This window comes from Bacillus cereus group sp. BfR-BA-01408 (assembly GCF_022663305.1).
Taxonomy (GTDB): Bacteria; Bacillota; Bacilli; order Bacillales; family Bacillaceae_G; genus Bacillus_A; species Bacillus_A pacificus.
This window is the reverse complement of record NZ_JAKUFF010000015.1, coordinates 1-23,842: the sequence shown is the minus strand read 5'-3', so window position 1 is coordinate 23,842 and position 23,842 is coordinate 1. Positions and strand designations below refer to the sequence as shown.

The window sequence follows — 23,842 nt, the reverse complement described above, 5'->3', positions numbered from 1 at the left end:
GCACTCACTCCTTCGCAGCATTCTATTTACATAAGCTACAATATGCGAGCAACTTTATTTGGGTGAATACCTATTTTGTGTTGCACAGAAAAAGGAAATGAATTACAATTTTAATATCAAGAAAATTCAGAACTTTAAATTGAATATACCTTTATCAAGAGAGGCAGAGGGACCGGCCCTTTGAAGCCCAGCAACCTCAGTTTATACAAACTGAATAGGTGCTAATTCCTGCAAAATGCATTGCATTTTGAAAGATAAAACGTAACTATTGTGTGCAAAACTCATCTTTCTTGATTATGAAAGGTGAGTTTTTTATATTTCAAAATATATACTTGGAGGTATTTAAAGTGAAAGTAATTGACCTATCCCAAACATTTGAAAACAATATGTCTCAATTTCCTGGAACACCAAAAATCAATTTAGAAGCCATTACAAGTGTTGAAGAGACAGGCTATCAAGTTACAGATTTTCATTCTGTCGTTCATGTTGGTACACATTGTGATGCTCCTGCTCATTTCATTTCAGGCGCAACGACTATTGATCAATTGCCCCTAGATCAATTTGTAGGTGAAGCTGTTCTTATTGATGTAACTCATGTACAAGAACGAAAACTACCTAAAGAAGTATTACACAATGCTGACATAAAAGAAGGTGATATTGTCATTTTCCATTCCAACCTATCTAATAAATGGAATACAGAAGCGTATGAACAAGAAGCCTTTTATCTTTCCGAAGAATTAGCTGCAGAATTAGTTCAATTAAAAGTAAAATCTGTCGGTTTAGATTTCATTTCTCCTGACGAGGTAACGACAGAAACATCACCGATTCATCACATACTACTTGGGAATAATATTTATTTAATCGAAAACTTAACAAACTTAGATGCCATTAATGCGAAACGTTTCTTTTTCTCAGCGGCACCTTTAAAAATTAAAAATAGCGACGGTGCTTTCGCAAGAGCATTCGCTGTAATTTTTTAAACAAACTATACAAAAAAGCAAAGATCATCATTGACCTTTGCTTCTATTTCTTTTATTTAAACTAAGAAAGAATTGCTCAACGCGAGGACGTAACCAAGCTAAATAATCTTTCTCTTTCTTCTTTGTACAAGCTATTTCTTCCCCATCGACCATTTCGACAAGCTCTAGCTCTAACAGTTGCCTCGTAAATGCTAACATATTTATTTCTTCTTCCGGATACTCTTCTTTTAATTTCTCCTCAATTTCCCCTAATAAAAAACCGTCACGCATCATTGCCAATGCATCAATCCAAAGTGGCGGCATTTCATATTTTTCTCCTGTAATTGTATCTTTTACAATATAATTCTTTTGCTCTTTTCGAAATTGAATTGTGTGCAAGCATACAGTCGAATTTAATGTTAATTCCATCATACCACCTCTTTCATAATATCTGCATAGAAAAAAGGATGCGCGTGCACCCCTTCTTTTTCTAACACTACCGAACCGTTACATGAATAACAAATCTCATGTCGATATTTTCCTCCATTATAAACGAAGTATTTTATAAAAAAAACCCTTCTCGAAACATTTTATAAAATGTTTATATTTACGCAACAAGAACACTTTTCTGAAAAATATTTTCTTCTAGCACATTATGCTATCGGTAAAAAAATCTCCACTTTCATTCCTAGTTCTCCGCTACTTTGAATCGCAATACTTCCTTGCTACTCCTCATGATCAATACAAAAACTATATATATTATCTCATTAAATTATAAGTATGAAATTACTTTCAGAGCAATCTGTAACCTTATAACGGGAAAAGGAAGGAGATTTCCCCTTCCTTTTCATCACAATTTATATCCACCTTACTCGATCATGTAGCAATCCATCCGTAAAGTCATTTCCACCAACTACAAAATCATTCATATATAAATTCAAATATTCTCCGTACTTACTTTCTGTATTTAATAATAATTCCTCTACATAATAGGCACCTTGTTTAAAGTTATCGAACAGTAAACTACACAAGCCAGCATAAATGCCACATCCTACTTGGAAGTATGTCGCATTCGTTTTATATTTATGAAAAACTTGACTGCTATTCATCACGTTATACATATAGGTCTCGCTATTTTCATAAACGAGTAATACACCGACTAGATCCTCGCCCACAATCTCTTCTTCGGCTGGATTAAATACTTTACGATTCCAATTCCATAGATCTTCTACCTTATCTAAATTCTGTCTAATTATATTTGTTGTATACTCGTTAATTCGGTAAAGAAACCCTACTTCCATGTTAAAGTTTTTCCCTAAAATTAAAACTTCCTCATGCGGCATCAAACAACCATAAAACTCTTTCTCTCCCAACTTTACTTTATACTCTGAAGCATATACATCTTCATAAAAGTAAAGAGGACGACGATGACTCATATACATCGGATAACTCCATATCGCTTCATCTAGAAATCGCTCTACTGCCCATGAAGCATACAGTGTATGAGGCTTTATAAGTGCTGTATCATTCAAAAATGACGTATCATGTTCTACTATATAGCATGCTCTTGGCTTTTCATTCGGGCGTTCCTTCATAAGTTCAACAATCATCCATTGCACGACACCTGGATTCATACCTGAGCCTATAATTGCTTTTGTATTTGTAAATTTATCTTTTTCCTTCTCAAATCTCGTATATCTTTCCGTAAGCTGAAAGCCGATTAAACTATCGTCCTGATCTACTGCCTCGTTTTCCAAAGCTGAATTAATATAACAAATTCCAAGTTCATTACAACAGCTTAATACTCTGATCGTATCTGCCCCCGAAACATCAATAACAACGCTCGTACTACTTTCTTTTAAATGCTTTTTAAATGTCACTACATCTTGGAGGTCTATTTCGGATAAAAACAATTGATCTTTCAAATTTGGAAACAACTCGTCATAATACGTCCTATCTTTTTGTTTTATATCAACCAAATAAAATGTAACATTCTTTATGACTTCATAAATCGGGTCTTTTTCATTTACTATCGCTTGATTTAAAATCGCTAAAACTGCTTTTGCTGCTCCACCAGCACTGCCAAGTAATGTAATCGATAACGAATTTGGAAACTGCTCCACCAACAAAACCCCTTTAATATATTAGTTAAGCAGTTCTCCCTCAAAAAAATAAATTGAATACATCAAAAGATAGCTCGTACATATTTTTTATAATTTCGCACAAAATTTCCTCTTCAACAGTCATACTAACATATTTATATTCAATTCATTTTTTCCCTCATATTCAAATCGAACTAAACAAATAGGCTCGACCTTTTCTTCTACATATAAAAGAAAAAGCCAGCCCTTTCAATTAACTTACGGACAATGGACAGATTTTACATGTTGAATATTTACATACATTTTCGCATCACGCGCCTTTAATATTTCAATATGACCTTCATCAATTTTTGCCATCTTTCCGATTTTATTAGATTCCTCACCTAAATCGAACACCATGATTTTGCCAGCCATTTTAATAAGCTGTTCTTCAAAAGTTCGAGCTAACGTAATATTTAATGGATTCACGGGGAGTTCATTTTTATTGAGGGCATAAGGCACTTGATTTTCTTTATACGGAATTAACCATTTCAAATGCTTTAAAGATATATACACTGTTTTATAAACCGGGCTATAAAAAACGATATAATCGTTCATTACACTTGTAACATATCCATGTATTGGAGCATTTCCAGCTACATAAATTTCTGTGAAAATCCCTTTAGAGGTACTTAATACTTTCCTCAAAGAAATTGAAGGAGATTCTCTCTTAATGACAGAATCAACATCTGGTTTTGCTACTTCTTCATCATGTGGTCGTAAAATTTTATAATGTTGTACATGATATAAAGATATATATACGTAGTCTTGTCCATTGTAAAGAACAACGATATCATTTCCTACGTCTATTAATACACCTTTAAATCTTTTTTCACCGATTAATTTAATATATATATTTTCTCCAATATTTTTATTCAACTCATTCATCTATATCCTCCTTCCTATGAATTTCTTCTTTTCTGTCTTCGGTAAAAAAATAATCAGGGCAAAGTTCTGTCTTAATAGTAAGTAATTCCTTTTCATACTATCGAAATAAGAAATTGTGCTTCTCTTTCCCTCATAATGCCCCTCTTATTTATTAAACATTATTCATCTTCATTCTTTTTACATTTAACTACTTGACTCACACTCTTAATATGATAATTAATGATATAAATGACCTCATCACAGTTTACTAGTGTAATACATTCCTCATGCACTTCACTTAATAAGCCTTCTACACACTCTGGGCCGCCACGATTAATCTTTACCCACTTATACTTCAAGTCACATAATACATCGACAAAAGTATCATCATCAGAGCAGAAACATGAAACATAGCAATCATCACATTTACTTTCTTTCACTTTCTTAACTAGACTCTTCACGTGTTTCAATTGGTAATATACTAATTCACCAAGAGGGAGTTGTAATGTAAGGTAATCTCTTCCTAACGATACAAGTACCCCCACTCGACTCTCTGGGCCACGAAGATTTACTTTTACAGTCTCACCAACTAAGCACTTAATTTGCTCACAGCATAATACACTCTCCAAATTCATATCCTCCTTTCTTATTATCTTCCTCTACTTGATGGTCTTTGTGCGCGCTCTCGACCTGAACAACAGCTTTCATTATTACTTTCTTCGCTCTCTTCGCACGCTACTGTGACACTCTTAATATGAGGTACTGCAACTAATATAACTTCTTCTTTTACAATTAATGTCACAAACTCACAAGAAACATCTTGTAAGATACCTTCAACTTTCTCTGGGCCACCACGATTAATTTTCACCCAACGATATTTGAAGCTTTGAAGTAGCTTTTCAAAGTCACCTTCACACTCACATTCCAACCATCCACAATCATCTGCTTTACAATCTTTCACATTTTTTGTAACGCTTTTCAGATGACGAATCTGATAGTAATAGAGCTCTCCTTTTTCATTCTTTAATACAAAGTAATCCGAACATACTGCGACTATTGTTCCTTTTTGAGATTCTGGACCACCCCTGTTTACTCTCACAAAAGATCCAATTAAATCTTCCAAGAAATCACAATGAAATAAACTCACGAGAAAACCCCTTCCATTAATTTATAAGCTTTTGCACTGATAGTATATGTATCTGTACAGGTTACGTTCTCTATGTTTGTCCTAGCTAGAAAAAAATATGCTTTTAACATGGTAGACTACTACCTATCAAAATTTGAAGAAAGGCTAACAACTCCTTATGCTTTAATATCTTTAAACAAAAAATCCCTTATGAAGATACATTTCTGCATATCTTCATAAGGGATTTCCCATAGTTTAATCTTCGTCTTTAACATCCATATCTTCTGGAATGGGTTCGTTCAATATTTCTTCCACTAATTGCTTATATTTCTCCATTTGTTCTAAATGTGTATTGAATTGTTCTTTATTTAATAAATATTGCTCTCCATCAAATAGTGCACGAATTTTCTTTTGCTGAATTAACTCTTCAATATACGACTTTGGTAAATTCAAATACTCCGCAGCTTCTTCTACTGTTATATACAACTCGTTCATTCCTTTATTATTTTTTCCTATATACTGTATCTTACTTTATTTTTGTAAACAAATAAAAAAGATTTTGTAAATGCAACCTAAAAAGCAGGTAGATGCATTCCATATATTGTATAATAGTATATAGTAAGAATTTTTTAAATATAGAATGGTATTACCCATTTACACAAAGGAGAGTTAACATATGGCTACTCGTCACATCATTACAATGTTAGAAAAAACATTACAAATTGAAACAGAAAACACAATTTCTCATTTAACTGCATCTTTATCTGATCGTATTCTTTCTCAAAGTGCAGCAATACAGGAAAACAATTGTTACCATACAATTGGAGAATGGTACAAAAATCATTTCTTATTCCAACAAGATGATTTCCTTTGGGCTAAATACGTTTTCTATGACGCATATTGTGAGGAAATAAAAAAACAAGGTCATCTTACAAAACGTGTTCGCCAAATATTAGAATCATTAGCTCGAATGCATGGAAAACAGTACATTGCTTCTATATTAAATATGCCATTTCCTAACGAACGAGCTAAAGGAACAGCATAATGTAATACTGTTCTGCGTCAGCAAAACATAGATTCATTGTTTTATAGGAGGATTTACAAATAAAACGTTCATTTCACATGAACTGATGAAACCGGTGTCATTATAATGATTGAAAATATAGTAAACAGGAAAACCCCCATTTATCTCTCTCGTCATTTGAATAGAGAAGTAAATGGGGGTATACTTGTTCCTTTACTATTTCATCATCTGTTTAATCAATTCACGATTTCTCTTCTTAAATACTTCATTATGCGAAGAAACCATTCCATACTCACTTGCATCTGGCTGAATAAATTGTTTCGCTTTATTTACAGCATTTCCAGCATCTTGGAATGCTCCCGCAATTAAGTGTAATTTTCCTTCATGCTTTAAAATATCCCCAGCGGCATATAATCCGTCTACTGAAGACTCACTATTTGCATTCCCTGCAATATAAAAATTATCTATAATCGCAACGTCTAACTCACTATTTTCTAATAATGTAATGTCACGTTCATATCCATGATTAATAATAACTTCATCAATCAGTAAATGAGAAACTTCACCTGTCTCATGATTCGTTAATTCTACATATTCAATCGCTTCATGACTATCACCAGCAATTAATTTTGTAATCGATGTATGAAAGAAACACTCAGCTGAGCTGTTCAGCAGTTGCTTCACTTGTGCTTCATGACCAGATAATTCTTCTTTTCTATATGTTACGTATACTTTTTTCGCGATTGGTTCTAATTCATTTGCCCAATCAACGGCAGAATTTCCTCCGCCGGAAATAATGATCGTTTTATCTTTGAAACGCTTTAAAGATTTCACTGTATAATTTAAATTCGATACTTCAAATCGCTCAGCACCTTCAATTGATAACTTTTGTGGTTTCAATATACCACTTCCAGTTGCCACAATAACTGTTTTTGAAAAGTGTTCTTTTCCATCGTTTGCTTTTAACGTAAAAGTGCCATCTTTATTACGAATAATCGATTCTACTTTTGTATTTAATACAACTTCCGGCTGAAATGTTAACCCTTGTTGTACAAGTTGCTCAATTAATTTATCACCTGTAACTGGTAATAGTCCACCTACATCCCAAATCATCTTCTCTGGATAAACATGTATTTTTCCACCTAGCTGTGGTTGAAATTCTATTATTTTCGTTTTCATTTCTCTGAGTCCACTATAAAAAGCTGAATAAAGCCCTGCAGGTCCTCCACCTATCACAGTTACATCAAACAATTCTTCTCGATTCATTCGTGCTCACTCCTCAGCTACTAATCATTGATTATCATTCTCAATAAAATATAACCTGTTTCCGCAAAATTTACAATTAAAATTACTATTGACAATAAAACTAGATAAAATTATATTATTTAATGAATCAATAGTGATAATCATTATCAATTTGTTAATAATTAGAAAATTTGAGATTACATCTTCTTTTATTAGTATGGTTAATACTATATTGTGATATCTCACATTCAAGATTTTTAATAAATATTTTGTATTACCACTACTCTTTCAAAAAGATTGCAATTAAACAAATTATTGTATACACATATCATCTATTTAAAGGAGACAGACGATGAAAAAGTTATTTATTTCACTAACAGTTCTTTTCGTCCTTGTTATGAGCGCTTGTAGCAATGGCTCTACAGACAAAAAGAATGATGCAAAAGGTAGTAAATCAGAAACAATTACATACCAATCTGAAAATGGTAAAGTAGAAGTTCCTGCAAATCCAAAACGCGTTGTTGTTTTATCATCATTCGCTGGTAACGTAATGTCATTAGGTGTAAATCTTGTTGGGGTAGATTCATGGTCTAAACAAAACCCACGTTTTGATAGCAAACTTAAAGATGTTGCTGAAGTATCAGATGAAAATGTTGAAAAAATCGCTGAACTAAATCCAGATTTAATCATCGGTTTAGAAAATATTAAAAATGTTGATAAGTTAAAGAAAATCGCTCCTACTGTAACATACACTTACGGAAAAGTTGATTACTTAACACAGCATTTAGAAATTGGTAAGTTATTAAACAAAGAAAAAGAAGCAAAAACTTGGGTTGATGACTTCAAGAAACGTGCACAAGAAGCTGGTAAAGAAATTAAAGCAAAAATCGGTGAAGATGCTACAGTGTCTGTTGTAGAAAACTTCAACAAACAGCTTTATGTATACGGCGAGAACTGGGGCCGTGGAACAGAAATTCTGTACCAAGAAATGAAATTAAAAATGCCTGAAAAGGTAAAAGAAAAAGCATTAAAAGAAGGTTACTACGCATTATCTACTGAGGTATTACCTGAGTTTGCTGGTGATTACTTAATCGTAAGTAAAAACAAAGATACTGATAACTCATTCCAAGAGACAGAATCATATAAAAACATCCCAGCAGTAAAAAATAATCGCGTATACGAAGCAAACATGATGGAATTCTATTTCAATGATCCACTTACATTAGATTTCCAACTGGACTTCTTCAAGAAGAGCTTTCTTGGTAAATAATACAAACATGAGGAATTCTTAAATTAAGAATTCCTCTTCCTTTATTCTATGAAAAGAAAAGATGTGAAACGAATGACAAAAGAACATGACAATACACGTTCTATAGCTTTTACATACAAATTAATTTTAAGCATAATTGCATTCTTTCTTATTTTTATGGTGGCAATGGTATTAGGTGCTGCAGATACTTCAATAAAAGACGTATGGTTAGCACTCACTTCCTCCGCTAAAGGGGATAAAATATCTATTATTCGCGAAATACGTTTGCCCCGTGAAGTTGCTGCTATTTTTGTAGGAGCTGGACTTGCTGTTTCTGGAGCAATTATGCAAGGATTAACAAGAAATCCACTTGCCGATCCTGGATTATTAGGGCTATCTGGTGGAGCAAATGCTGCGCTTGCACTAACACTTGCTTTCAACCCTTCCATCAGCTATCTTTACTTAACATTTGCTTGCTTTATAGGTGCTGCAATTGGCGCAATTATGGTATTTGGCATTGGCATGATGAAAAAAGGTGGACTCTCCCCTCTTCGAATTGTATTAGCTGGTGCTGCCGTTTCAGCATTTTTGCTTGCAATTTCAGAAGGTGTCGGCATTTATTTTAAAATTTCACAAGAGGTATCACTTTGGACTGCTGGGGGCGTAATTGGAACAACTTGGGGACAATTAAAAATTATTATTCCAGTCATTTCAATTAGTATCTTTATCGCCATCTTACTAGCAAAAAAATTGACAGTTCTTAGTTTCAGTGAAGAAGTAGCTATTGGACTAGGTCAAAAAATTATTGTTATTAAAACCATTCTATTTATCATTATTATCTTACTTGCAGGTGCGTCTGTAGCACTTGTCGGAAATATGGCATTTATCGGTTTAATGGTACCTCACATGGTACGCCCAATTGTCGGTCCAGATTACCGATTTGTTATACCGATGTCAGCAATTGCTGGTGCTTCCTTTATGCTACTTGCAGATACAATCGGACGTACCATTAACGCTCCGTACGAAACACCAGTTGCTGCTATTGTCGCAATTGTAGGATTACCATTCTTCCTATTCATTGTACGTAAAGGAGGAAAAATGTTCTCATGATCCCATCTATTCTAAGAAAACAACGTCTTATTATACTCGCTTTACTTATCCTAACCATTACAACTATTGTAATTGGAATGGGGCTCGGTTCAGCATCTTTATCTTATGATCGACTACTCCCAACATTAATGGGACAAGGAACTTTTAAAGAGGAGTTCGTTTTATACTCATTAAGACTCCCTAGAATTGTCATTACATTATTAGCTGGTATGGCTCTCGCTTTATCAGGAGCTATTCTGCAAGGACTTACCCGAAATGATTTAGCTGAACCTGGTATTCTCGGAATCAACTCTGGGGCCGGTGTTGCTGTTGCTATTTTCTTCTTATACTTTCCAATAGATGTAGGTTCATTTCTTTACTTACTACCTGTCGTTGGATTTATTGGAGCATTTCTAACAGCTGTTCTAATCTACGTATTTTCATATAGTAAATCAACTGGACTTCAGCCGGTGCGATTAACATTAACCGGTATCGGTTTTGCATTTGCACTATCTGGAATGATGATTGTCCTTATTTCATCCGCAGATCGTATGAAAGTGGACTTTATCGCCAAATGGATTGCCGGTAACATTTGGGGAGATGACTGGATCTTTGTTTTAGCAATGCTTCCATGGTTAATCGTATTCATTCCGTTTGTTTTCTATAAGGCAAACCGATTAAACATTCTAGCATTAAACGAACCGGTCGCAATTGGCGTTGGAATTGAAATTGAAAAAGAACGCAGATACTTATTAGTGGCGGCCGTTGCGCTTGCAGCTGCAGCTGTTTCCGTAACAGGAGGAATTAGCTTTATTGGACTAATGGCTCCTCACATCGCAAAATCTTTAGTAGGTCCAAGGCATCAAATCTTCATGCCTATCGCCCTTTTAATCGGCGGATGGCTATTACTATTAGCAGACACAATTGGACGAAATATCGTTGAGCCTAACGGTATCCCGGCAGGTATTGTTGTCGCTTTAATTGGTGCCCCTTACTTTATGTATTTATTGCTTAAGAAGGCATAGAAAGACCCTCAAGAGTCAAATCTTGAGGGTCTTTCTTGTTTCATTCTATTGCTGTCCATACCCTTCAAACTTCTTCGCCAAATTCTCCATCTCATCTTCTGGCAATAACTTAGGCTCTCCGACGCTTTTCGTTTGATAATAAATTTGCGCACAAAACTCAATTTCTTCTGCAACAGTAAATGCCATTTTGATATGATTTGCACCCGCAATTAAACCGTGATTCGCAAGTAAAACAGCACGGCGATCAATCATCCCTTCGAAAGCCGCCTCTGCTAATTGCTTCGTACCAAATGTTTCATACGGTGCACAACGAACATTAGGGCCTGCGAAAGCAATTAAATACGATACTGCGGGCAGTTCCCATCCTAATGATGCAATCGTCTTCGCATAAGGAGAATGTGTATGCACAAGCGCATTTATATCTTCACGCTTTCTATAATAAATAAGGTGCATATCGAGTTCGCTCGATGGTTTTCTCTCTCCCTCTACTACATCGCCATCTAAGTTTAATATAACTACATCTTCAGGCTTCGTTTCATAATAATCTAAACCACTTGGGCTAATGGCAACAAGACCTTGCTCGCGATTGAAAATACTAATATTACCGCCTGTCCCCTTTGTTAAACCGCTAGAAAGCATTTTCTTTCCATACGCTACAATTTCTTCTCTTTCTTTTTGTAATAACATATACATCCCCCTAAGTATGAAGCTTATGATGACTGACTTTTTAACTCTATCTACTTATTGAAATAACTTTTTTAAGTTCTCTGTAAACGGTGCTTTTACAATCCCTTTTTCCGTAATAATCGCTGTTACATTTTCATATGGCGTGACATCAAATGCTGGATTATATACTTTACTTTCTTTCGGAGCAGAATATTGCCCGAAGCGATTGATCACTTCAGAAGCATCTCTTTCCACTGGATTGGTATTAATTGCTCTTCCATCATCTTCTCCCCTTACTTCGCGTAGTGCATTGACTGTTCTTTTAACGTTTCTACAAAGCTTGTACCTGTTTTATATTGATTCGCTCGTAAAATAAATTTCTTTGCAACTTGAAGACAAATACGTTCCGCTCTAGCACGTGCTTCCTCATTCTCAATACAAGTAATGTCTTTTACTTTCGCTAGCCCAACAATACGACGAATTAACTCAAGACCCGTCACCGCAGCTATATCCTCTAATACAGATTGTAAATAGATTTCGTTAAAGCCTTCTTCCTTCGCCATAATCTCTGGCACATGAATATCCCAAGCGTCTAAAAACTTCTTCTTAAATAAATCAATTACCTCTACCATTGTCGATTGTAACCAATCCATCACCTATTTCTTTACACTTTAGCCCCTTTGCATGTTCAAACTTACATAATTTCTCTTTCACATATACAATCACATCGTTAGCTTCCATTAAAAAATACTTCGTGAACTTAGACATGGTTTCCCCTCCACACTAATTGTAAGCGTTTTCTAAAAGCTATAAAAAATAATAGGGTGAAATTTTTTCATCCTATATTATATCTTCTTCTTTTTGAAAGGTATATCTAGGTTTTATTATATCTTGTTAACCTCTTGAGTCAATGTTTCTATATCATTGCAATATGCTTCCTAATTATATATTTGAGAGGACAAAAATTGTTCAAAAAGATTCTAGTTCATTTTATTTTATTTATCACACAATTCTTTGTAAAATAGAAATAAGCAGTTCCTTTTCAAAAAGACAACTTCTAAGAAATATTTCCTTCCTAACAATTTACACTTACACCATATCTCTAACATACACACTACTCTTTCAAACAATCATTGAAAATTTATAAACTTAAAGTTACCTTTCAGTTCCCTGTTATCCTTAATTGAGAATAAATATTAATTAAATTGATATAAAGTTCGTTTATTCTCTTGACAAAATAACCACTTCTATATGATAATTAATATCGAATTAGAATTATTATAGTTAATTAAAAAATATATTTTATGAGCACACTATTTTTTGATGCTCAAAACCAACATTTAGGAGGAATTTTAATATGTTATTAATCGGCACAGAAGTAAAACCGTTTAAAGCTAATGCTTACCATAATGGAGAATTTATCCAAGTTACTGACGAAAGTTTAAAAGGAAAATGGAGTGTAGTTTGTTTCTACCCAGCTGACTTCACATTCGTTTGCCCAACTGAACTTGAAGACTTACAAAACCAATATGCAACTCTTAAAGAGTTAGGCGTTGAAGTATACTCTGTATCTACAGACACTCACTTCACTCACAAAGCATGGCATGATAGCTCAGAAACTATCGGTAAAATCGAGTACATCATGATTGGTGACCCAACTCGCACAATCACTACAAACTTCAACGTTTTAATGGAAGAAGAAGGTCTTGCTGCTCGTGGTACATTCATCATCGATCCAGACGGCGTTATCCAATCTATGGAAATCAATGCTGACGGTATCGGCCGTGACGCAAGCATTCTTGTTAACAAAATTAAAGCAGCTCAATACGTACGTAACAACCCAGGTGAAGTTTGCCCAGCTAAATGGCAAGAGGGTTCTGCAACACTTAAACCAAGCCTTGACCTTGTAGGCAAAATCTAAGGAGTTCGATCAAAATGATACTAGATGCAGATATAAAAACACAACTATCCCAATATCTTCAATTAATGGAGAACGATATTTTACTTAAAGTAAGCGCAGGAGACGATGACGTATCTAAAGATATGTTAGCTCTAGTAGACGAATTAGCTACTATGTCATCTAAGATTACAGTAGAAAAAGTTGAATTAGAGAGAACACCAAGCTTTAGCGTAAACCGCCCTGGTGAAGACACTGGTGTCGTATTCGCTGGTATTCCATTAGGACACGAATTTACTTCATTAGTGTTAGCTTTACTACAAGTAAGTGGACGCGCTCCAAAAGTTGAACAAAAATTAATCGATCAAATTAAAAACATTCAAGGCGAATATCATTTTGAATCTTATATCAGCCTAAGTTGTCATAACTGTCCTGATGTTGTACAAGCTCTTAACGTAATGAGCGTTCTTAATTCTGGTATTACACATACTATGATTGATGGCGCTGCATTCAAAGAGGAAGTAGAAAGCAAAGACATCATGGCAGTACCAACAGTTTTCCTAAACGGCGAATCTTTCGGAAGCGGTCGTATGACACTTGAAGAAATTTTAGCTAAAATGGGTAACGGTCCAGATGCATCAGAGCTTTCTGATAAAGATCCATACGATGTTCTTGTTGTTGGTGGCGGCCCTGCTGGTGCAAGTGCAGCAATTTATGCAGCACGTAAAGGAATCCGCACTGGTATCGTTGCTGAACGCTTCGGTGGTCAAGTAATGGATACTATGGGTATTGAGAACTTCATCAGCGTAAAACGCACTGAAGGTCCTAAGCTAGTAGCAAGTCTTGAAGAGCACGTTAAAGAATACGACATCGATGTAATGAATCTACAACGTGCGAAACGTTTAGAGAAAAAAGAACTTATTGAAGTGGAACTTGAAAACGGCGCTATTCTGAAAAGTAAGAGCGTAATCGTTTCAACAGGTGCTCGCTGGCGTAATGTTGGCGTACCAGGTGAAGCTGAGTTCAAAAATAAAGGTGTAGCATACTGCCCACACTGTGACGGTCCATTATTCACTGGAAAAGACGTAGCAGTTATTGGCGGAGGTAACTCTGGTATTGAAGCAGCTATCGACTTAGCAGGTATTGTTAATCACGTAACTGTTCTTGAATTCATGCCAGAATTAAAAGCTGATGCTGTATTACAAGAACGTCTTAACAGCTTACCAAACGTAACTGTTCTGAAAAACGTTCAAACGAAAGAAATTACTGGTACTGATAAAGTAAACGGTATTTCTTACATCGATCGTGAAACTGAAGAAGTTCATCACGTTGAATTACAAGGTGTATTCGTACAAATCGGTCTTGTTCCAAACACAGACTGGTTAGGCGAAACAGTTGAACGCGTTCGCGGTGAAATCGTAACAGACAAGCACGGCGCTACAAACGTACCAGGAGTGTTTGCTGCAGGTGACTGTACAAATAATCCGTACAAACAAATCATCATCTCTATGGGTTCAGGTGCAAACGCAGCTTTAGGTGCATTTGATTACTTAATCCGTAACTAATATAGACGTGAGTAAAAGACGCATTACCAATTAGGTAATGCGTCCTTTTTATTACAATGTATCTACGTAGTCGTCCAAATCCTTCCAACATAGTATTGTATACGGCGACCCTATATCCAATACTACTTTTACATCCTCTGCCACTACTTTGATTCTTTTTAATGTGCTGTCTCTTTTTCCGGCCGGATAAATAGCAATTTTTACACCTTCCTGTTTTCCACCCTCATAAATCTTTATTTTCAATTCTAATTGGTCTATTTCTTCTTTTGAAGGAATCTCTTTCCCTTCCCAATCACACATTTCGAACAGAGGATATCGATCTCCATGCCATTCCTCAACAATCTCAATGACTTTAAGGATAATATAATTCCCCGATACTAATTCATAACTAACAGCATCACCTGCTTTTAAAGAAGTATTAGCTATAAATCTCTTCGGTACTTTTTTCGCTTCTGGCTGCGGAGAATTTAACTGTTCTCTTAATTTATTTAAAACTACTTCACGTTTCTTCTGTAATTTAGGTTCTTCTTCCCAGCGAGCTAAATCTGTACCACTCTCTATTATTTGCAATGCCTCCTGCTTAACATTCTCTTGAAGTCTCCCTAACCTCCATTGTATGGAAGCAAATACTAACCAAAAGGCAATAGTTTCTTCATCATCTAATTCATTCTTGTACTCCTCAATTACAATCCTACTTGCTTCCTCATTTGAATATTCATTTGCTAACAAATCCTTATATAGTAACTTAATATCTTCAGCAATATCGTCTGATAATATTGCTACTCCCCAAGCACCCATACATTAACACTCCAATCTATACACTAAAAACCTCTCATTCCCATTCTTCTCATAAGCCCCAGGCAATCTTACTTCCCTCTTCAGCTCAAACGCAGTCTGATTTTCTAAGAAGAAAATATAGTCCTCAGAAGGATAATATAAAATAATATCCACTTCTCTCCCCATTTCTTCTACAGAAAGTAAAATGTTATTTACTACGTTCATAAATACTTGTACAGAAAATGGGTTGAAGAAATAAAATCGGTTATCACGCGGATCAATCTCATATTCCTGCGCTAAACAGCATTCAAACCCAATTTTATCTTTACTGTTTCTTACCTTGCGTGCATAACGATCAAGATTATCCAACGCTTCTTTATAAAACTCTTCATTCATTTCAATTCCAATCGCTGAAGCACCGCACTTATGGTGCATATAAAAGTTCAATCGTCCTTTTCCACATCCAAAGTCTACAATCTGGTCGCTACTTCTTATTTCATATTGATTCAATAACTCATCTAATCCGCTATACGGCGTCGGTTCATAACGATGATAATGCATAGACTTGTTAAATCCTTTTTGCTCACCGACTGTTTTTATATTTAAAACTGCATCATAATATTGTTCGTTCATTCGACTTCTCCTATTAAAAAATGGTACTTATTATTATACACCATGTACTGGATGCTCATTTTTCATCGAAATAATAGGTACGTGAAATTATATCGACGATTTTTTCAATATATCTACGTTTCGACAAAGGATATCGACTTAACGACAAGTTCCTACAAAAAAACAGGAGCTCCCTAGCCCCTGTCTTCTAACACTTTCAATACAGTTTGTTTTAATATTTCTACCCCATCCATAATACAACTATGATCGAACTTCATATACGGATGGTGTAATCCAGGTTGTAGGTCTGCTCCTAATCCAAGCATGACAGCTTTTAAATGTGGTTTCTTCACTGTGTAGTAATGGAAATCATCGCTTCCTGTCGTATAAAGTGGCCCCGTACATTTATCTTCCCCATACACTTCAAGAATACCTTTACGCATAAATCGCTCAGCTTCTTCTGAAACTTCAGCTCCTGGCGCGAGATCAATCCACTCATATGAAGTTTTCGATCCCATCGATGCAGCTGATTCTATGACATGCTCTATTTTTTTCTTCAATTCTTCTAATAATGTATTACTCTCCGCTCTGACATCTAAGCTAAAATGCCCGTTACCCGGAATAATATTTAAATTATCACCACCAGCTTGGCACCTCGTCATCTTTACTGAATAGGAACTTTGCGGTGGTAGCCATATGTTTTTCAAACCGATATTAATCATGGAAATAACATCAATTGCATTTATCCCTTGATGTGGGCGTGCTCCATGTGCATCTTCTCCGTGAATCGTACCCTCTAAAAATCCTGCTGCTCCGTGACGAATTGATGGGGCAGCCTGTTTCAAAGATAGTTCTTCAATCGGGCGCAAATGAACACCGAATAGGAAATCCGCATCATCCACAGCACCTTTCTCTACCATTTTTAAAGCACCATTCCCTTTCTCTTCTGCTGGCTGAAAAATAAATCTAACTGTACCACTTTTCCATCTCATATTCTTTAATTGTAAAATAAGTCCCATTACAATCGTCATATGAGCATCGTGACCACACGAATGATTCGCTTTAAATTCTCCATTCACTTCTTGCCAAAGTGCATCCATATCAGCGCGAATCGCAATAACAGGATTTCCGCTTCCAATTTCAGCAATCACGCCTGGGCAATCATCAAATATTTTATATGAAATTCCTTCTTCTTTTAAAAAGTTAGTAATATACGCTGTCGTTTCATACTCTTTCCAACTCACTTCAGGGTTTTCATGTAAATGCTGAAAAATTTCAGTTAAACGCTCTTGTAGTTCTAATGTTTTCAAAGCTACATTCTCCTTCCCAAATTCCAAAACCATTTAGGTTAATTATACTTATGAAAAACAGATGTTTTTATGAACATATTGAATTTTAAGAAAAAAGTCAATTATTTATTTTTAAACACTAAAAAAGCTTACTCTACATCTATATTACAAACTAAACAAACAACTAGAATATTACTTATTTTCTGTCTTTTATATTGACGCTTACATATATTTTTAGTTATCATAACCTAATAAACGTCTATTTTACGACAATTCTAAAAATACAAACAAACATACATAACAAGGAGGACCTTTATGAAAAAAGAAATACCTTTTGGTGTAGCCATGATTCCTATTATCATTACAGTTGCAGTTATGATGGTTACAATTGTTGTATTAAAACAAAGCCCTCACGTCCCACTTATTATCGGTACAACCGTTGCTTCCATCGTCGCTTGGCGTTACGGTTACAAATGGAACGACATTGAAGAAGCAATGTATAAAGGAATTCGCCTCGCATTACCCGCTATCGTTATCATTATCCTAGTAGGTTTAACGATCGGTGCTTGGATTGGTGGTGGAATCGTCGCAACAATGATTTATTACGGTTTAAATCTATTAACTCCATCACTATTTTTAGTTTCAATTACAATTATTTGTTCTATTGTTGCATTAGCTATCGGTAGCTCTTGGTCTACAATGGGAACAATTGGTGTTGCAGGAATGGGCATTGGCCTTAGTATGGGAATCCCAGCTCCAATGGTTGCCGGTGCTATCATTTCCGGTTCTTATTTCGGCGATAAAATGTCACCGCTTTCAGACACAACAAACTTAGCCGCAGGATTAACAAATACAGATTTATTCACACATATTCGTCATATGTTATTTACTACAATTCCAGGTTTAATTATTACTCTTATCGTTTATGCGTTCTTAGGAAGAAGCTTCGGCGCTAACAATATTGATGCAAAAAGTATCGAGCAAACGTTACAAGTATTGCAGCAAAACTTTGTTATCTCGCCTTTCCTACTAATCATACCTGTAGTCGTTATGGTGTTAGTTGCTAAAAAAGTTCCTGCTATACCAGCTATTCTCGTAGGTATTATTTTAGGATTTTTATCACAAGTCTTTATTCAAGGTGGTTCTGTCTCATCAGCTGTTGCTGCACTCCAAAGTGGATTTGTCATAGACACTGGCAACAAGCTAGTAGACGAGCTATTTAATCGTGGTGGTTTAAGCTCTATGATGAATACCGTCTCTATGACCATTGTCGCTATGACTTTCGGAGGAGTATTAGAACATACAGGTATTCTTCGCTCCATTGTAAATCAAATTTTAAAATTAGCGACATCAGCAAAAGGACTTATCGCTTCAACTATCGCATCTTGCTTTGCAACAAACCTTACTTGCTCTGAACAATATATCTCGATTGTTGTTCCTTCAAGAATGTACGCGAATGCATACACAGAAAAAGGACTACATTCTAAAAATTTATCCAGAGCATTAGAAGATGGCGGAACATTAACTTCTGTTTTTGTACCTTGGAATACATGCGGTGTATTTATACTCGCAACACTCGGCGTAGGTGCTTTCGAATATGCTCCTTATGCTATATTGAATTTCATCGTACCTATTATCTCGATTATTTACGGTATAACTGGTCTCACAATTACGAAACTATCTGACATTGAAAAAGCGGAACTACTAAAAAAACAAAAAGCTCAATTAGAAGCTTAAAGATAACGGTAAATTCAGTTCGTATATTGCGCGAGGACGCCCTTGTTGATAAGGCATTTCCTCGCCGCAAATATGAACATACCCATAATCAACTAGTTTCTTTAATAACCTTTCAGTTGATCGTCGAGTCACTTGTAAGTATTCAGAAAGATCTGCTGCTGTAAACTTCAATGACGGATGTGATTGACTAAATTGAATAATCTTTGATAAATTTGCTGGGCTAAGTTTCGTTTCCTTCGCTATTTTCATTAGTTCCGGGTTGTCGTTCTTCAAACTTTGTACTCTCTGTTCTTTCGGGAACGGACCAAATAGTTCTTTATCACTTGTTAGTATATAAAAACAGTGGTCTATTGGATTATTCTTCGCGAAACCTTGGGCGATTTTAGCATTTTGCTCCGCTTCTTTCACAGTTTTTCCGTAACCAAATCCAATAGCTATCGTTCCTTCTATACTCGCAAATAAATTATTTATCATATTTGTTTTTATAATGGATTCAATATCACCACGAGTTGTATACAAAATGAACGTCATTTCATCAATTGTTTTAAATGAACCACGTAGTTCTTTTGAAATGACATTTAATTGCTCAAGCAAAACATCTCGTAATTCTAAAGAAGAAATAATACAAGCACCAACAGTAGCTGAATGGCTTCTTGCTAACTCAGCTTTTATTTTTGCATCTTTTAACCCATGTATAATAGATTGCTTTGGATCTATCATACGTTCTGAAGGAATACCTATTTTTTGAAGTTCATCATAGACAGCATGAATACTAGTTAAAGCTAAATGAGCTTCTCCAGATTGATATTTAGCTACATGAAAATCAATAACTCTATTTATTTCATCTTTACTCCACAGCATATTTTCATAATCAAACACTTGTGGACTTTCTTTTATACCGATATCCTCGAGCACATTTACAATAAATGAGCGGTCTACTAAATCAATTGAGATTTGATGTGGTTGAATACCTTGGTGATACATGACAGAAAGAATGGAAGATGCGATGGTTGTCTCGTCTTGCTGTAAGTACGTACTCGGAATTCGTAATTGTTCTCTTATTTCTTTTGCCATATAATAAGGTAAAGCACCTGAGAAAAAGATGAAATCACAAGGCTTTAAACGCTTTAATAGTTCAGAAGATTCTGCCGGATGAAGGTAAATATATGGATCAATTTCTATTTCTTCTATTTTATGAGCAATAGGTAAAAGTGTCTCCATAAACTCTTTTGAACCGACAACTGCAATTTTTATCATCATTTCTCTAACTCCTTATCATTAATTAACGACTATTTAACGTCAACTATATCAAATGTACAAAACCATTGTAAACAGGAAGGGGTCTTTATTCAATGAAAATTACAGCTATTCACCTTTATGCAATTCGTTTACCGCTTCGCGATCCGTTTGTTATTAGTTACGGTTCTTATTCTGATATGCCTTCTATTATTGTCAAAATGGAAACAGACGAAGGCATTATCGGTTATGGTGAAGGCGTCGCTGATGATCACGTTACAGGCGAATCGTGGGAAAGTACTTTCCATACTTTAAAGCATACACTAGCTCCTGCTCTTATCGGGCAAAATCCAATGAATATCGAGAAAATACACGATATGATGGACAATACAATTTACGGTGTTCCTACTGCAAAAGCTGCAATAGATATTGCTTGTTTTGATATAATGGGCAAAAAACTAAATCAACCTATATATCAATTAATTGGCGGACGCTACCATGAAGAATTTCCTGTCACTCACGTCTTAAGTATCGCAAATCCAGAAGAAATGGCTGAAGAAGCTGCCTCTATGATTCAGAAAGGTTACCAATCTTTCAAAATGAAAGTCGGTACAAATGTAAAAGAAGATGTAAAAAGAATTGAAGCGGTACGTGAACGTGTAGGAAATGATATTGCGATTCGCGTTGATGTAAACCAAGGGTGGAAAAATAGCGCCAACACATTAACAGCACTTCGTTCATTAGGTCATGTAAACATCGACTGGATTGAACAGCCTGTTGTCGCAGACGATATTGACGCAATGGCTCACATTCGTTCGAAAACAGACCTTCCGCTTATGATTGATGAAGGATTAAAGAGCTCTCGTGAAATGCGCCAAATTATTAAATTAGACGCTGCTGATAAAGTAAACATAAAACTAATGAAATGCGGCGGCATATATCCCGCTGTAAAACTCGCTCATCAAGCTGAAATGGCAGGCATTGAATGCCAAGTTGGATCTATGGTCGAATCATCCGTTGCCTCTTCCGCAGGATTCCATGTCGCTTTCTCGAAAAAAATCATTACGAGCGTCGAGCTAACAGGTCCATTAAAGTTCACGAAAGACATCGGAAACTTACATTACGACGTACCATTTATTCGCTTAAACGAAAAGCCAGGACTCGGCATTGAAATAAATGAGGATATCCTGCAAGAACTTACCGTCTTTCAAGACGTTGTACGCTAAAGGAGGACTAACGCATGACAGTTCTATACGAAGGCAGATTAAAACAAAATAATGAGCAATTTCACGTTACATTACTCACACTAGAGAACATCGAACAAATCTTATCACTACAAAACGTTGTAGTTGAGACGCTTGAGGATAAAAGTCGCTTACAACCACTATCGTTAGAAGAATTTCAATACATTCTAGAAGGAAATGGCATGATGATCGGTGCTTTTATCAAAAACGAACTCATCGCATTTCGCGCCCTACTCGTCCCTCCTATCGACGATGAACATTTAGGACTTGATATCGGCTTACCAGAAAGTGAACTACACCGCGTCATCTATCAAGAAATCTCAAACGTTCATCCGAACTGCCGCGGAAATGGGATGCAAAAAATATTAGCGACAGTCATCATGGACGAATTACAAAAAGAAAACGGCAAATATGATTATGTGTGCTGCACTGTTGCACCTTTTAACATTCCAAGTTTAAAAGATAAGTTCTCACAAGGGATGGAGATTGCTGCACTGAAGGAGAAGTATGGTGGTAGTATGCGGTATGTTTTTGTGAAGGAATTGCGTGAAGACAAGGAAAAAGATTGGACGGAGATTAAGAGCGTTCCAATGAACAATGCTGGTGGACAACAGGCGTTGCTTTCGGAAGGGTATCGTGGGTATGAAATGGAGAAGGTGGATGAAGATTTTGTTGTGAAGTTTGGGAGATAATTGCTACACCAGAAAAAGGGAGATGGCTGCTGTAACATCTCCTTTTGCTTTCTCTTCCTTGAACATATCGACCGCAACCCCAAATATATCAGCGATTTTTGAAATAAATCGACTTACCGACAAAGATTGACAATAAGTGCATCACTAAACCGTCATCTTCCAACTAGATAACGCTAACCAGTTCTCCATTTCCTTATAATCAGGCATGATCTTCCCGACAAGACGCCAAAAAGAGCGATCATGATTTAAATGAACCATATGACACATTTCATGAACAACTACATAATCAATTACTCGCTGTGGTGCCATCGCTAGCTTCCAATTGAAGGTTAGTTGTAAATTCGAATCACAAGTACCCCACGTGCGACTACTATCTGTAATACGAATAGAACGTGGTTTTGTTTTAAAGTTACTTTGATGCGCTTTAATACTCTTCTCTACTAAAGTTTTACACTGCTTATAATAAAATCGTTTTAAAGCTTGCTGTATTTTCTCATCTTTAAGATCTTTCACATAAATATGTAGCTTATCTCCTTCAAACACTGCATTGTCTTGCGTAATATTTGTATCTTGAGAAATTTGTATCGGATACGTATTTCCTAAATACAAAAAGCCTTCTCCTTGATCATAATCCTTTTCCTGTGGTCCACGCGCTCGCTCCTCCATTTCCTTACAGGTTGTCTGAATCCAATCCCACTTCTCCTCTAGCAACTGGACTAAATATTCAACAGGTGTCCCTTTCGGAGCTTGTACTTCTACATTTCCGTAAGAATCTACAAAAAGACGCACTGATTTTTTCTTCTTATAAGTTATATGAAAATTAATTGTCTCACCTAAATAAGTATGTACCATTTCATCACCTAATGTATTATTTTACATATAAAAAGAGTAGGATACGAACGTCCTACTCTACCTATTATACCATTTGCTGCTTTGACGGACTCATTATCCTCTATACTTTACAGCTAATCCCTTAATGAAATTCCTTGCGTATCTATCGCCGCACTCTTTGTAATTTTTATGGCCTTTTTTTCTTAATAGAGCGCCTAGTTCTCCCTTAGTCACCGTAACGCCTACGCTATCTAGTATATCAAGTACATCTTCACTCGTTAATGAAAGTGCGATTTTCATTTTCTTTAGAAGAAGGTTATTCGCACTCTCTTTGCTTTGTACAGGTGCCGGTTGTCCTGGTTTCGGATCTTGCTTTCCTCTTTTTAAAGTAATAAATCCATTTAAAAATGCCTCTAACATCATCATATCGCATGTTTTTACGTACTCATCTTCTTCCACATCAGGGTTTTCAGGTTCGTGCTGAGGCGCTCTCTTTATTTTTGTAAGCATATCAACTACGTCTTCTTTCGTTACTTCCATTCCACCAAGTTTAAAAATTTCTACCATATCT

Annotated in this window: 25 protein-coding genes, 2 pseudogenes and 1 riboswitch; of the genes and pseudogenes, 10 read left to right on the top strand and 17 right to left on the bottom strand. The window is 35.7% G+C overall.

Going from position 1 to position 23,842, the window contains the following annotated elements:
• The first annotated feature begins 148 nt into the window (after nucleotides 1–148).
• Nucleotides 149–261: riboswitch (SAM riboswitch) on the top strand.
• A gap of 86 nt (nucleotides 262–347) precedes the next feature.
• A complete protein-coding gene (locus MR083_RS09720; RefSeq protein WP_242269081.1) occupies nucleotides 348–980 on the top strand; it encodes a cyclase family protein in 633 nt (210 codons plus the stop codon).
• A gap of 27 nt (nucleotides 981–1,007) precedes the next feature.
• On the opposite strand, the gene MR083_RS09715 is transcribed toward MR083_RS09720, so the two are convergent.
• The 6 genes from MR083_RS09715 to MR083_RS09690 all read right to left on the bottom strand — a co-directional run bounded on the left by MR083_RS09715 (nucleotide 1,008) and on the right by MR083_RS09690 (nucleotide 5,588).
• Nucleotides 1,008–1,388: a hypothetical protein gene (locus MR083_RS09715; protein ID WP_242269079.1), complete on the bottom strand. Its 381-nt coding sequence runs from the start codon at nucleotides 1,386–1,388 to the stop codon at nucleotides 1,008–1,010.
• A 428-nt stretch (nucleotides 1,389–1,816) separates the two neighbouring features.
• Nucleotides 1,817–3,082 carry an S-adenosylmethionine decarboxylase related protein gene (locus MR083_RS09710; protein WP_242269077.1) on the bottom strand — a complete coding sequence of 422 codons (1,266 nt, stop codon included), beginning with the start codon at nucleotides 3,080–3,082 and terminating at the stop codon, nucleotides 1,817–1,819.
• Between the two features lie 237 nt (nucleotides 3,083–3,319).
• Nucleotides 3,320–3,988: an LSm family protein gene (locus tag MR083_RS09705; protein ID WP_001004262.1), complete on the bottom strand. Its 669-nt coding sequence runs from the start codon at nucleotides 3,986–3,988 to the stop codon at nucleotides 3,320–3,322.
• A gap of 158 nt (nucleotides 3,989–4,146) precedes the next feature.
• Entirely contained in the window at nucleotides 4,147–4,596 is a 450-nt protein-coding gene (locus MR083_RS09700) for a hypothetical protein (protein WP_000446703.1), read from the bottom strand.
• A 20-nt stretch (nucleotides 4,597–4,616) separates the two neighbouring features.
• Nucleotides 4,617–5,114 carry a spore coat protein gene (locus MR083_RS09695; RefSeq protein WP_073530562.1) on the bottom strand — a complete coding sequence of 166 codons (498 nt, stop codon included), beginning with the start codon at nucleotides 5,112–5,114 and terminating at the stop codon, nucleotides 4,617–4,619.
• A 234-nt stretch (nucleotides 5,115–5,348) separates the two neighbouring features.
• Nucleotides 5,349–5,588 carry a helix-turn-helix domain-containing protein gene (locus MR083_RS09690; protein WP_001004507.1) on the bottom strand — a complete coding sequence of 80 codons (240 nt, stop codon included), beginning with the start codon at nucleotides 5,586–5,588 and terminating at the stop codon, nucleotides 5,349–5,351.
• Nucleotides 5,589–5,769: 181 nt separating this feature from the next.
• Here MR083_RS09690 and MR083_RS09685 point away from each other — a divergent pair, with 181 nt between their 5' ends.
• On the top strand, nucleotides 5,770–6,138 hold the full coding sequence (locus tag MR083_RS09685) for a hypothetical protein (protein ID WP_000235471.1): 369 nt from the start codon (nucleotides 5,770–5,772) through the stop codon (nucleotides 6,136–6,138).
• 195 nt (nucleotides 6,139–6,333) lie between these two features.
• Here the strand turns inward: MR083_RS09685 and MR083_RS09680 are convergent, their stop codons facing one another.
• A complete protein-coding gene (locus MR083_RS09680; RefSeq protein ID WP_001078292.1) occupies nucleotides 6,334–7,383 on the bottom strand; it encodes an NAD(P)/FAD-dependent oxidoreductase in 1,050 nt (349 codons plus the stop codon).
• Nucleotides 7,384–7,714: 331 nt separating this feature from the next.
• Here MR083_RS09680 and MR083_RS09675 point away from each other — a divergent pair, with 331 nt between their 5' ends.
• From MR083_RS09675 to MR083_RS09665, 3 genes are read left to right on the top strand one after another with little or no spacing between them, the layout of a single operon-like run.
• On the top strand, nucleotides 7,715–8,632 hold the full coding sequence (locus MR083_RS09675; protein WP_000732573.1) for an iron-hydroxamate ABC transporter substrate-binding protein: 918 nt from the start codon (nucleotides 7,715–7,717) through the stop codon (nucleotides 8,630–8,632).
• A 48-nt stretch (nucleotides 8,633–8,680) separates the two neighbouring features.
• Nucleotides 8,681–9,721 carry a FecCD family ABC transporter permease gene (locus tag MR083_RS09670; protein ID WP_011039957.1) on the top strand — a complete coding sequence of 347 codons (1,041 nt, stop codon included), beginning with the start codon at nucleotides 8,681–8,683 and terminating at the stop codon, nucleotides 9,719–9,721.
• Complete coding sequence (locus MR083_RS09665; protein WP_000613093.1) at nucleotides 9,718–10,725, top strand: FecCD family ABC transporter permease; 1,008 nt, start codon at nucleotides 9,718–9,720, stop codon at nucleotides 10,723–10,725. Before MR083_RS09670 ends, MR083_RS09665 begins: the two co-directional genes overlap by 4 nt.
• Nucleotides 10,726–10,770: 45 nt before the next feature.
• Here MR083_RS09665 and MR083_RS09660 read toward each other — a convergent pair whose 3' ends face one another.
• The 4 genes and pseudogenes from MR083_RS09660 to MR083_RS09645 form a co-directional block, all read right to left on the bottom strand.
• Nucleotides 10,771–11,412, bottom strand: coding sequence for an L-fuculose-phosphate aldolase (locus MR083_RS09660; protein ID WP_000926569.1), 642 nt, complete (start codon nucleotides 11,410–11,412; stop codon nucleotides 10,771–10,773).
• Nucleotides 11,413–11,466: 54 nt separating this feature from the next.
• Nucleotides 11,467–11,643, bottom strand: a pseudogene (locus MR083_RS09655) (S-methyl-5-thioribose-1-phosphate isomerase); the annotation flags it as partial.
• A gap of 41 nt (nucleotides 11,644–11,684) precedes the next feature.
• Nucleotides 11,685–12,044, bottom strand: a pseudogene (locus MR083_RS09650) (5-methylthioribose kinase); the annotation flags it as partial.
• Entirely contained in the window at nucleotides 12,007–12,159 is a 153-nt protein-coding gene (locus MR083_RS09645) for a hypothetical protein (RefSeq protein ID WP_000033245.1), read from the bottom strand. The pseudogene MR083_RS09650 and the gene MR083_RS09645, both read right to left, overlap by 38 nt.
• A gap of 589 nt (nucleotides 12,160–12,748) precedes the next feature.
• On the opposite strand from MR083_RS09645, the gene ahpC reads away from it, so the two are divergent.
• Both ahpC and ahpF read left to right on the top strand, forming a co-directional pair.
• Nucleotides 12,749–13,312 carry an alkyl hydroperoxide reductase subunit C gene (gene ahpC, locus MR083_RS09640; protein ID WP_000924422.1) on the top strand — a complete coding sequence of 188 codons (564 nt, stop codon included), beginning with the start codon at nucleotides 12,749–12,751 and terminating at the stop codon, nucleotides 13,310–13,312.
• 14 nt (nucleotides 13,313–13,326) lie between these two features.
• Nucleotides 13,327–14,853 (top strand): alkyl hydroperoxide reductase subunit F, encoded by a 1,527-nt coding sequence (gene ahpF, locus MR083_RS09635; protein WP_000599493.1) that lies wholly within the window; start codon nucleotides 13,327–13,329, stop codon nucleotides 14,851–14,853.
• 51 nt (nucleotides 14,854–14,904) lie between these two features.
• Here ahpF and MR083_RS09630 read toward each other — a convergent pair whose 3' ends face one another.
• From MR083_RS09630 to MR083_RS09620, 3 genes are all read right to left on the bottom strand, one after another.
• Complete coding sequence (locus MR083_RS09630; protein ID WP_242269076.1) at nucleotides 14,905–15,651, bottom strand: hypothetical protein; 747 nt, start codon at nucleotides 15,649–15,651, stop codon at nucleotides 14,905–14,907.
• Between the two features lie 3 nt (nucleotides 15,652–15,654).
• A complete protein-coding gene (locus tag MR083_RS09625; RefSeq protein WP_001005654.1) occupies nucleotides 15,655–16,263 on the bottom strand; it encodes an SAM-dependent methyltransferase in 609 nt (202 codons plus the stop codon).
• Nucleotides 16,264–16,436: 173 nt separating this feature from the next.
• The gene (locus tag MR083_RS09620) at nucleotides 16,437–17,552 is read right to left on the bottom strand and encodes a M20 peptidase aminoacylase family protein (RefSeq protein ID WP_242269075.1); all 1,116 of its coding nucleotides are present in this window, start codon (nucleotides 17,550–17,552) and stop codon (nucleotides 16,437–16,439) included.
• Nucleotides 17,553–17,846: 294 nt separating this feature from the next.
• On the opposite strand from MR083_RS09620, the gene nhaC reads away from it, so the two are divergent.
• Entirely contained in the window at nucleotides 17,847–19,268 is a 1,422-nt protein-coding gene (gene nhaC / locus MR083_RS09615) for a Na+/H+ antiporter NhaC (RefSeq protein ID WP_000711544.1), read from the top strand.
• Here the strand turns inward: nhaC and MR083_RS09610 are convergent.
• Nucleotides 19,257–20,528: a hypothetical protein gene (locus MR083_RS09610; protein WP_000972831.1), complete on the bottom strand. Its 1,272-nt coding sequence runs from the start codon at nucleotides 20,526–20,528 to the stop codon at nucleotides 19,257–19,259. The genes nhaC and MR083_RS09610 overlap by 12 nt on opposite strands.
• Nucleotides 20,529–20,620: 92 nt before the next feature.
• Here MR083_RS09610 and MR083_RS09605 point away from each other — a divergent pair, with 92 nt between their 5' ends.
• Both MR083_RS09605 and MR083_RS09600 read left to right on the top strand, forming a co-directional pair.
• Nucleotides 20,621–21,730: a mandelate racemase/muconate lactonizing enzyme family protein gene (locus MR083_RS09605; RefSeq protein ID WP_139869451.1), complete on the top strand. Its 1,110-nt coding sequence runs from the start codon at nucleotides 20,621–20,623 to the stop codon at nucleotides 21,728–21,730.
• Between the two features lie 14 nt (nucleotides 21,731–21,744).
• Nucleotides 21,745–22,440, top strand: a complete 696-nt coding sequence (locus MR083_RS09600; protein WP_242269074.1) for a GNAT family N-acetyltransferase — start codon at nucleotides 21,745–21,747, stop codon at nucleotides 22,438–22,440.
• 144 nt (nucleotides 22,441–22,584) lie between these two features.
• On the opposite strand, the gene MR083_RS09595 is transcribed toward MR083_RS09600, so the two are convergent.
• Both MR083_RS09595 and MR083_RS09590 read right to left on the bottom strand, forming a co-directional pair.
• Complete coding sequence (locus MR083_RS09595) at nucleotides 22,585–23,292, bottom strand: M48 family metallopeptidase (RefSeq protein WP_242269072.1); 708 nt, start codon at nucleotides 23,290–23,292, stop codon at nucleotides 22,585–22,587.
• A gap of 93 nt (nucleotides 23,293–23,385) precedes the next feature.
• On the bottom strand, nucleotides 23,386–23,842 hold a 457-nt coding region (locus MR083_RS09590; RefSeq protein WP_242269070.1), incomplete at its 5' end, for a YehS family protein.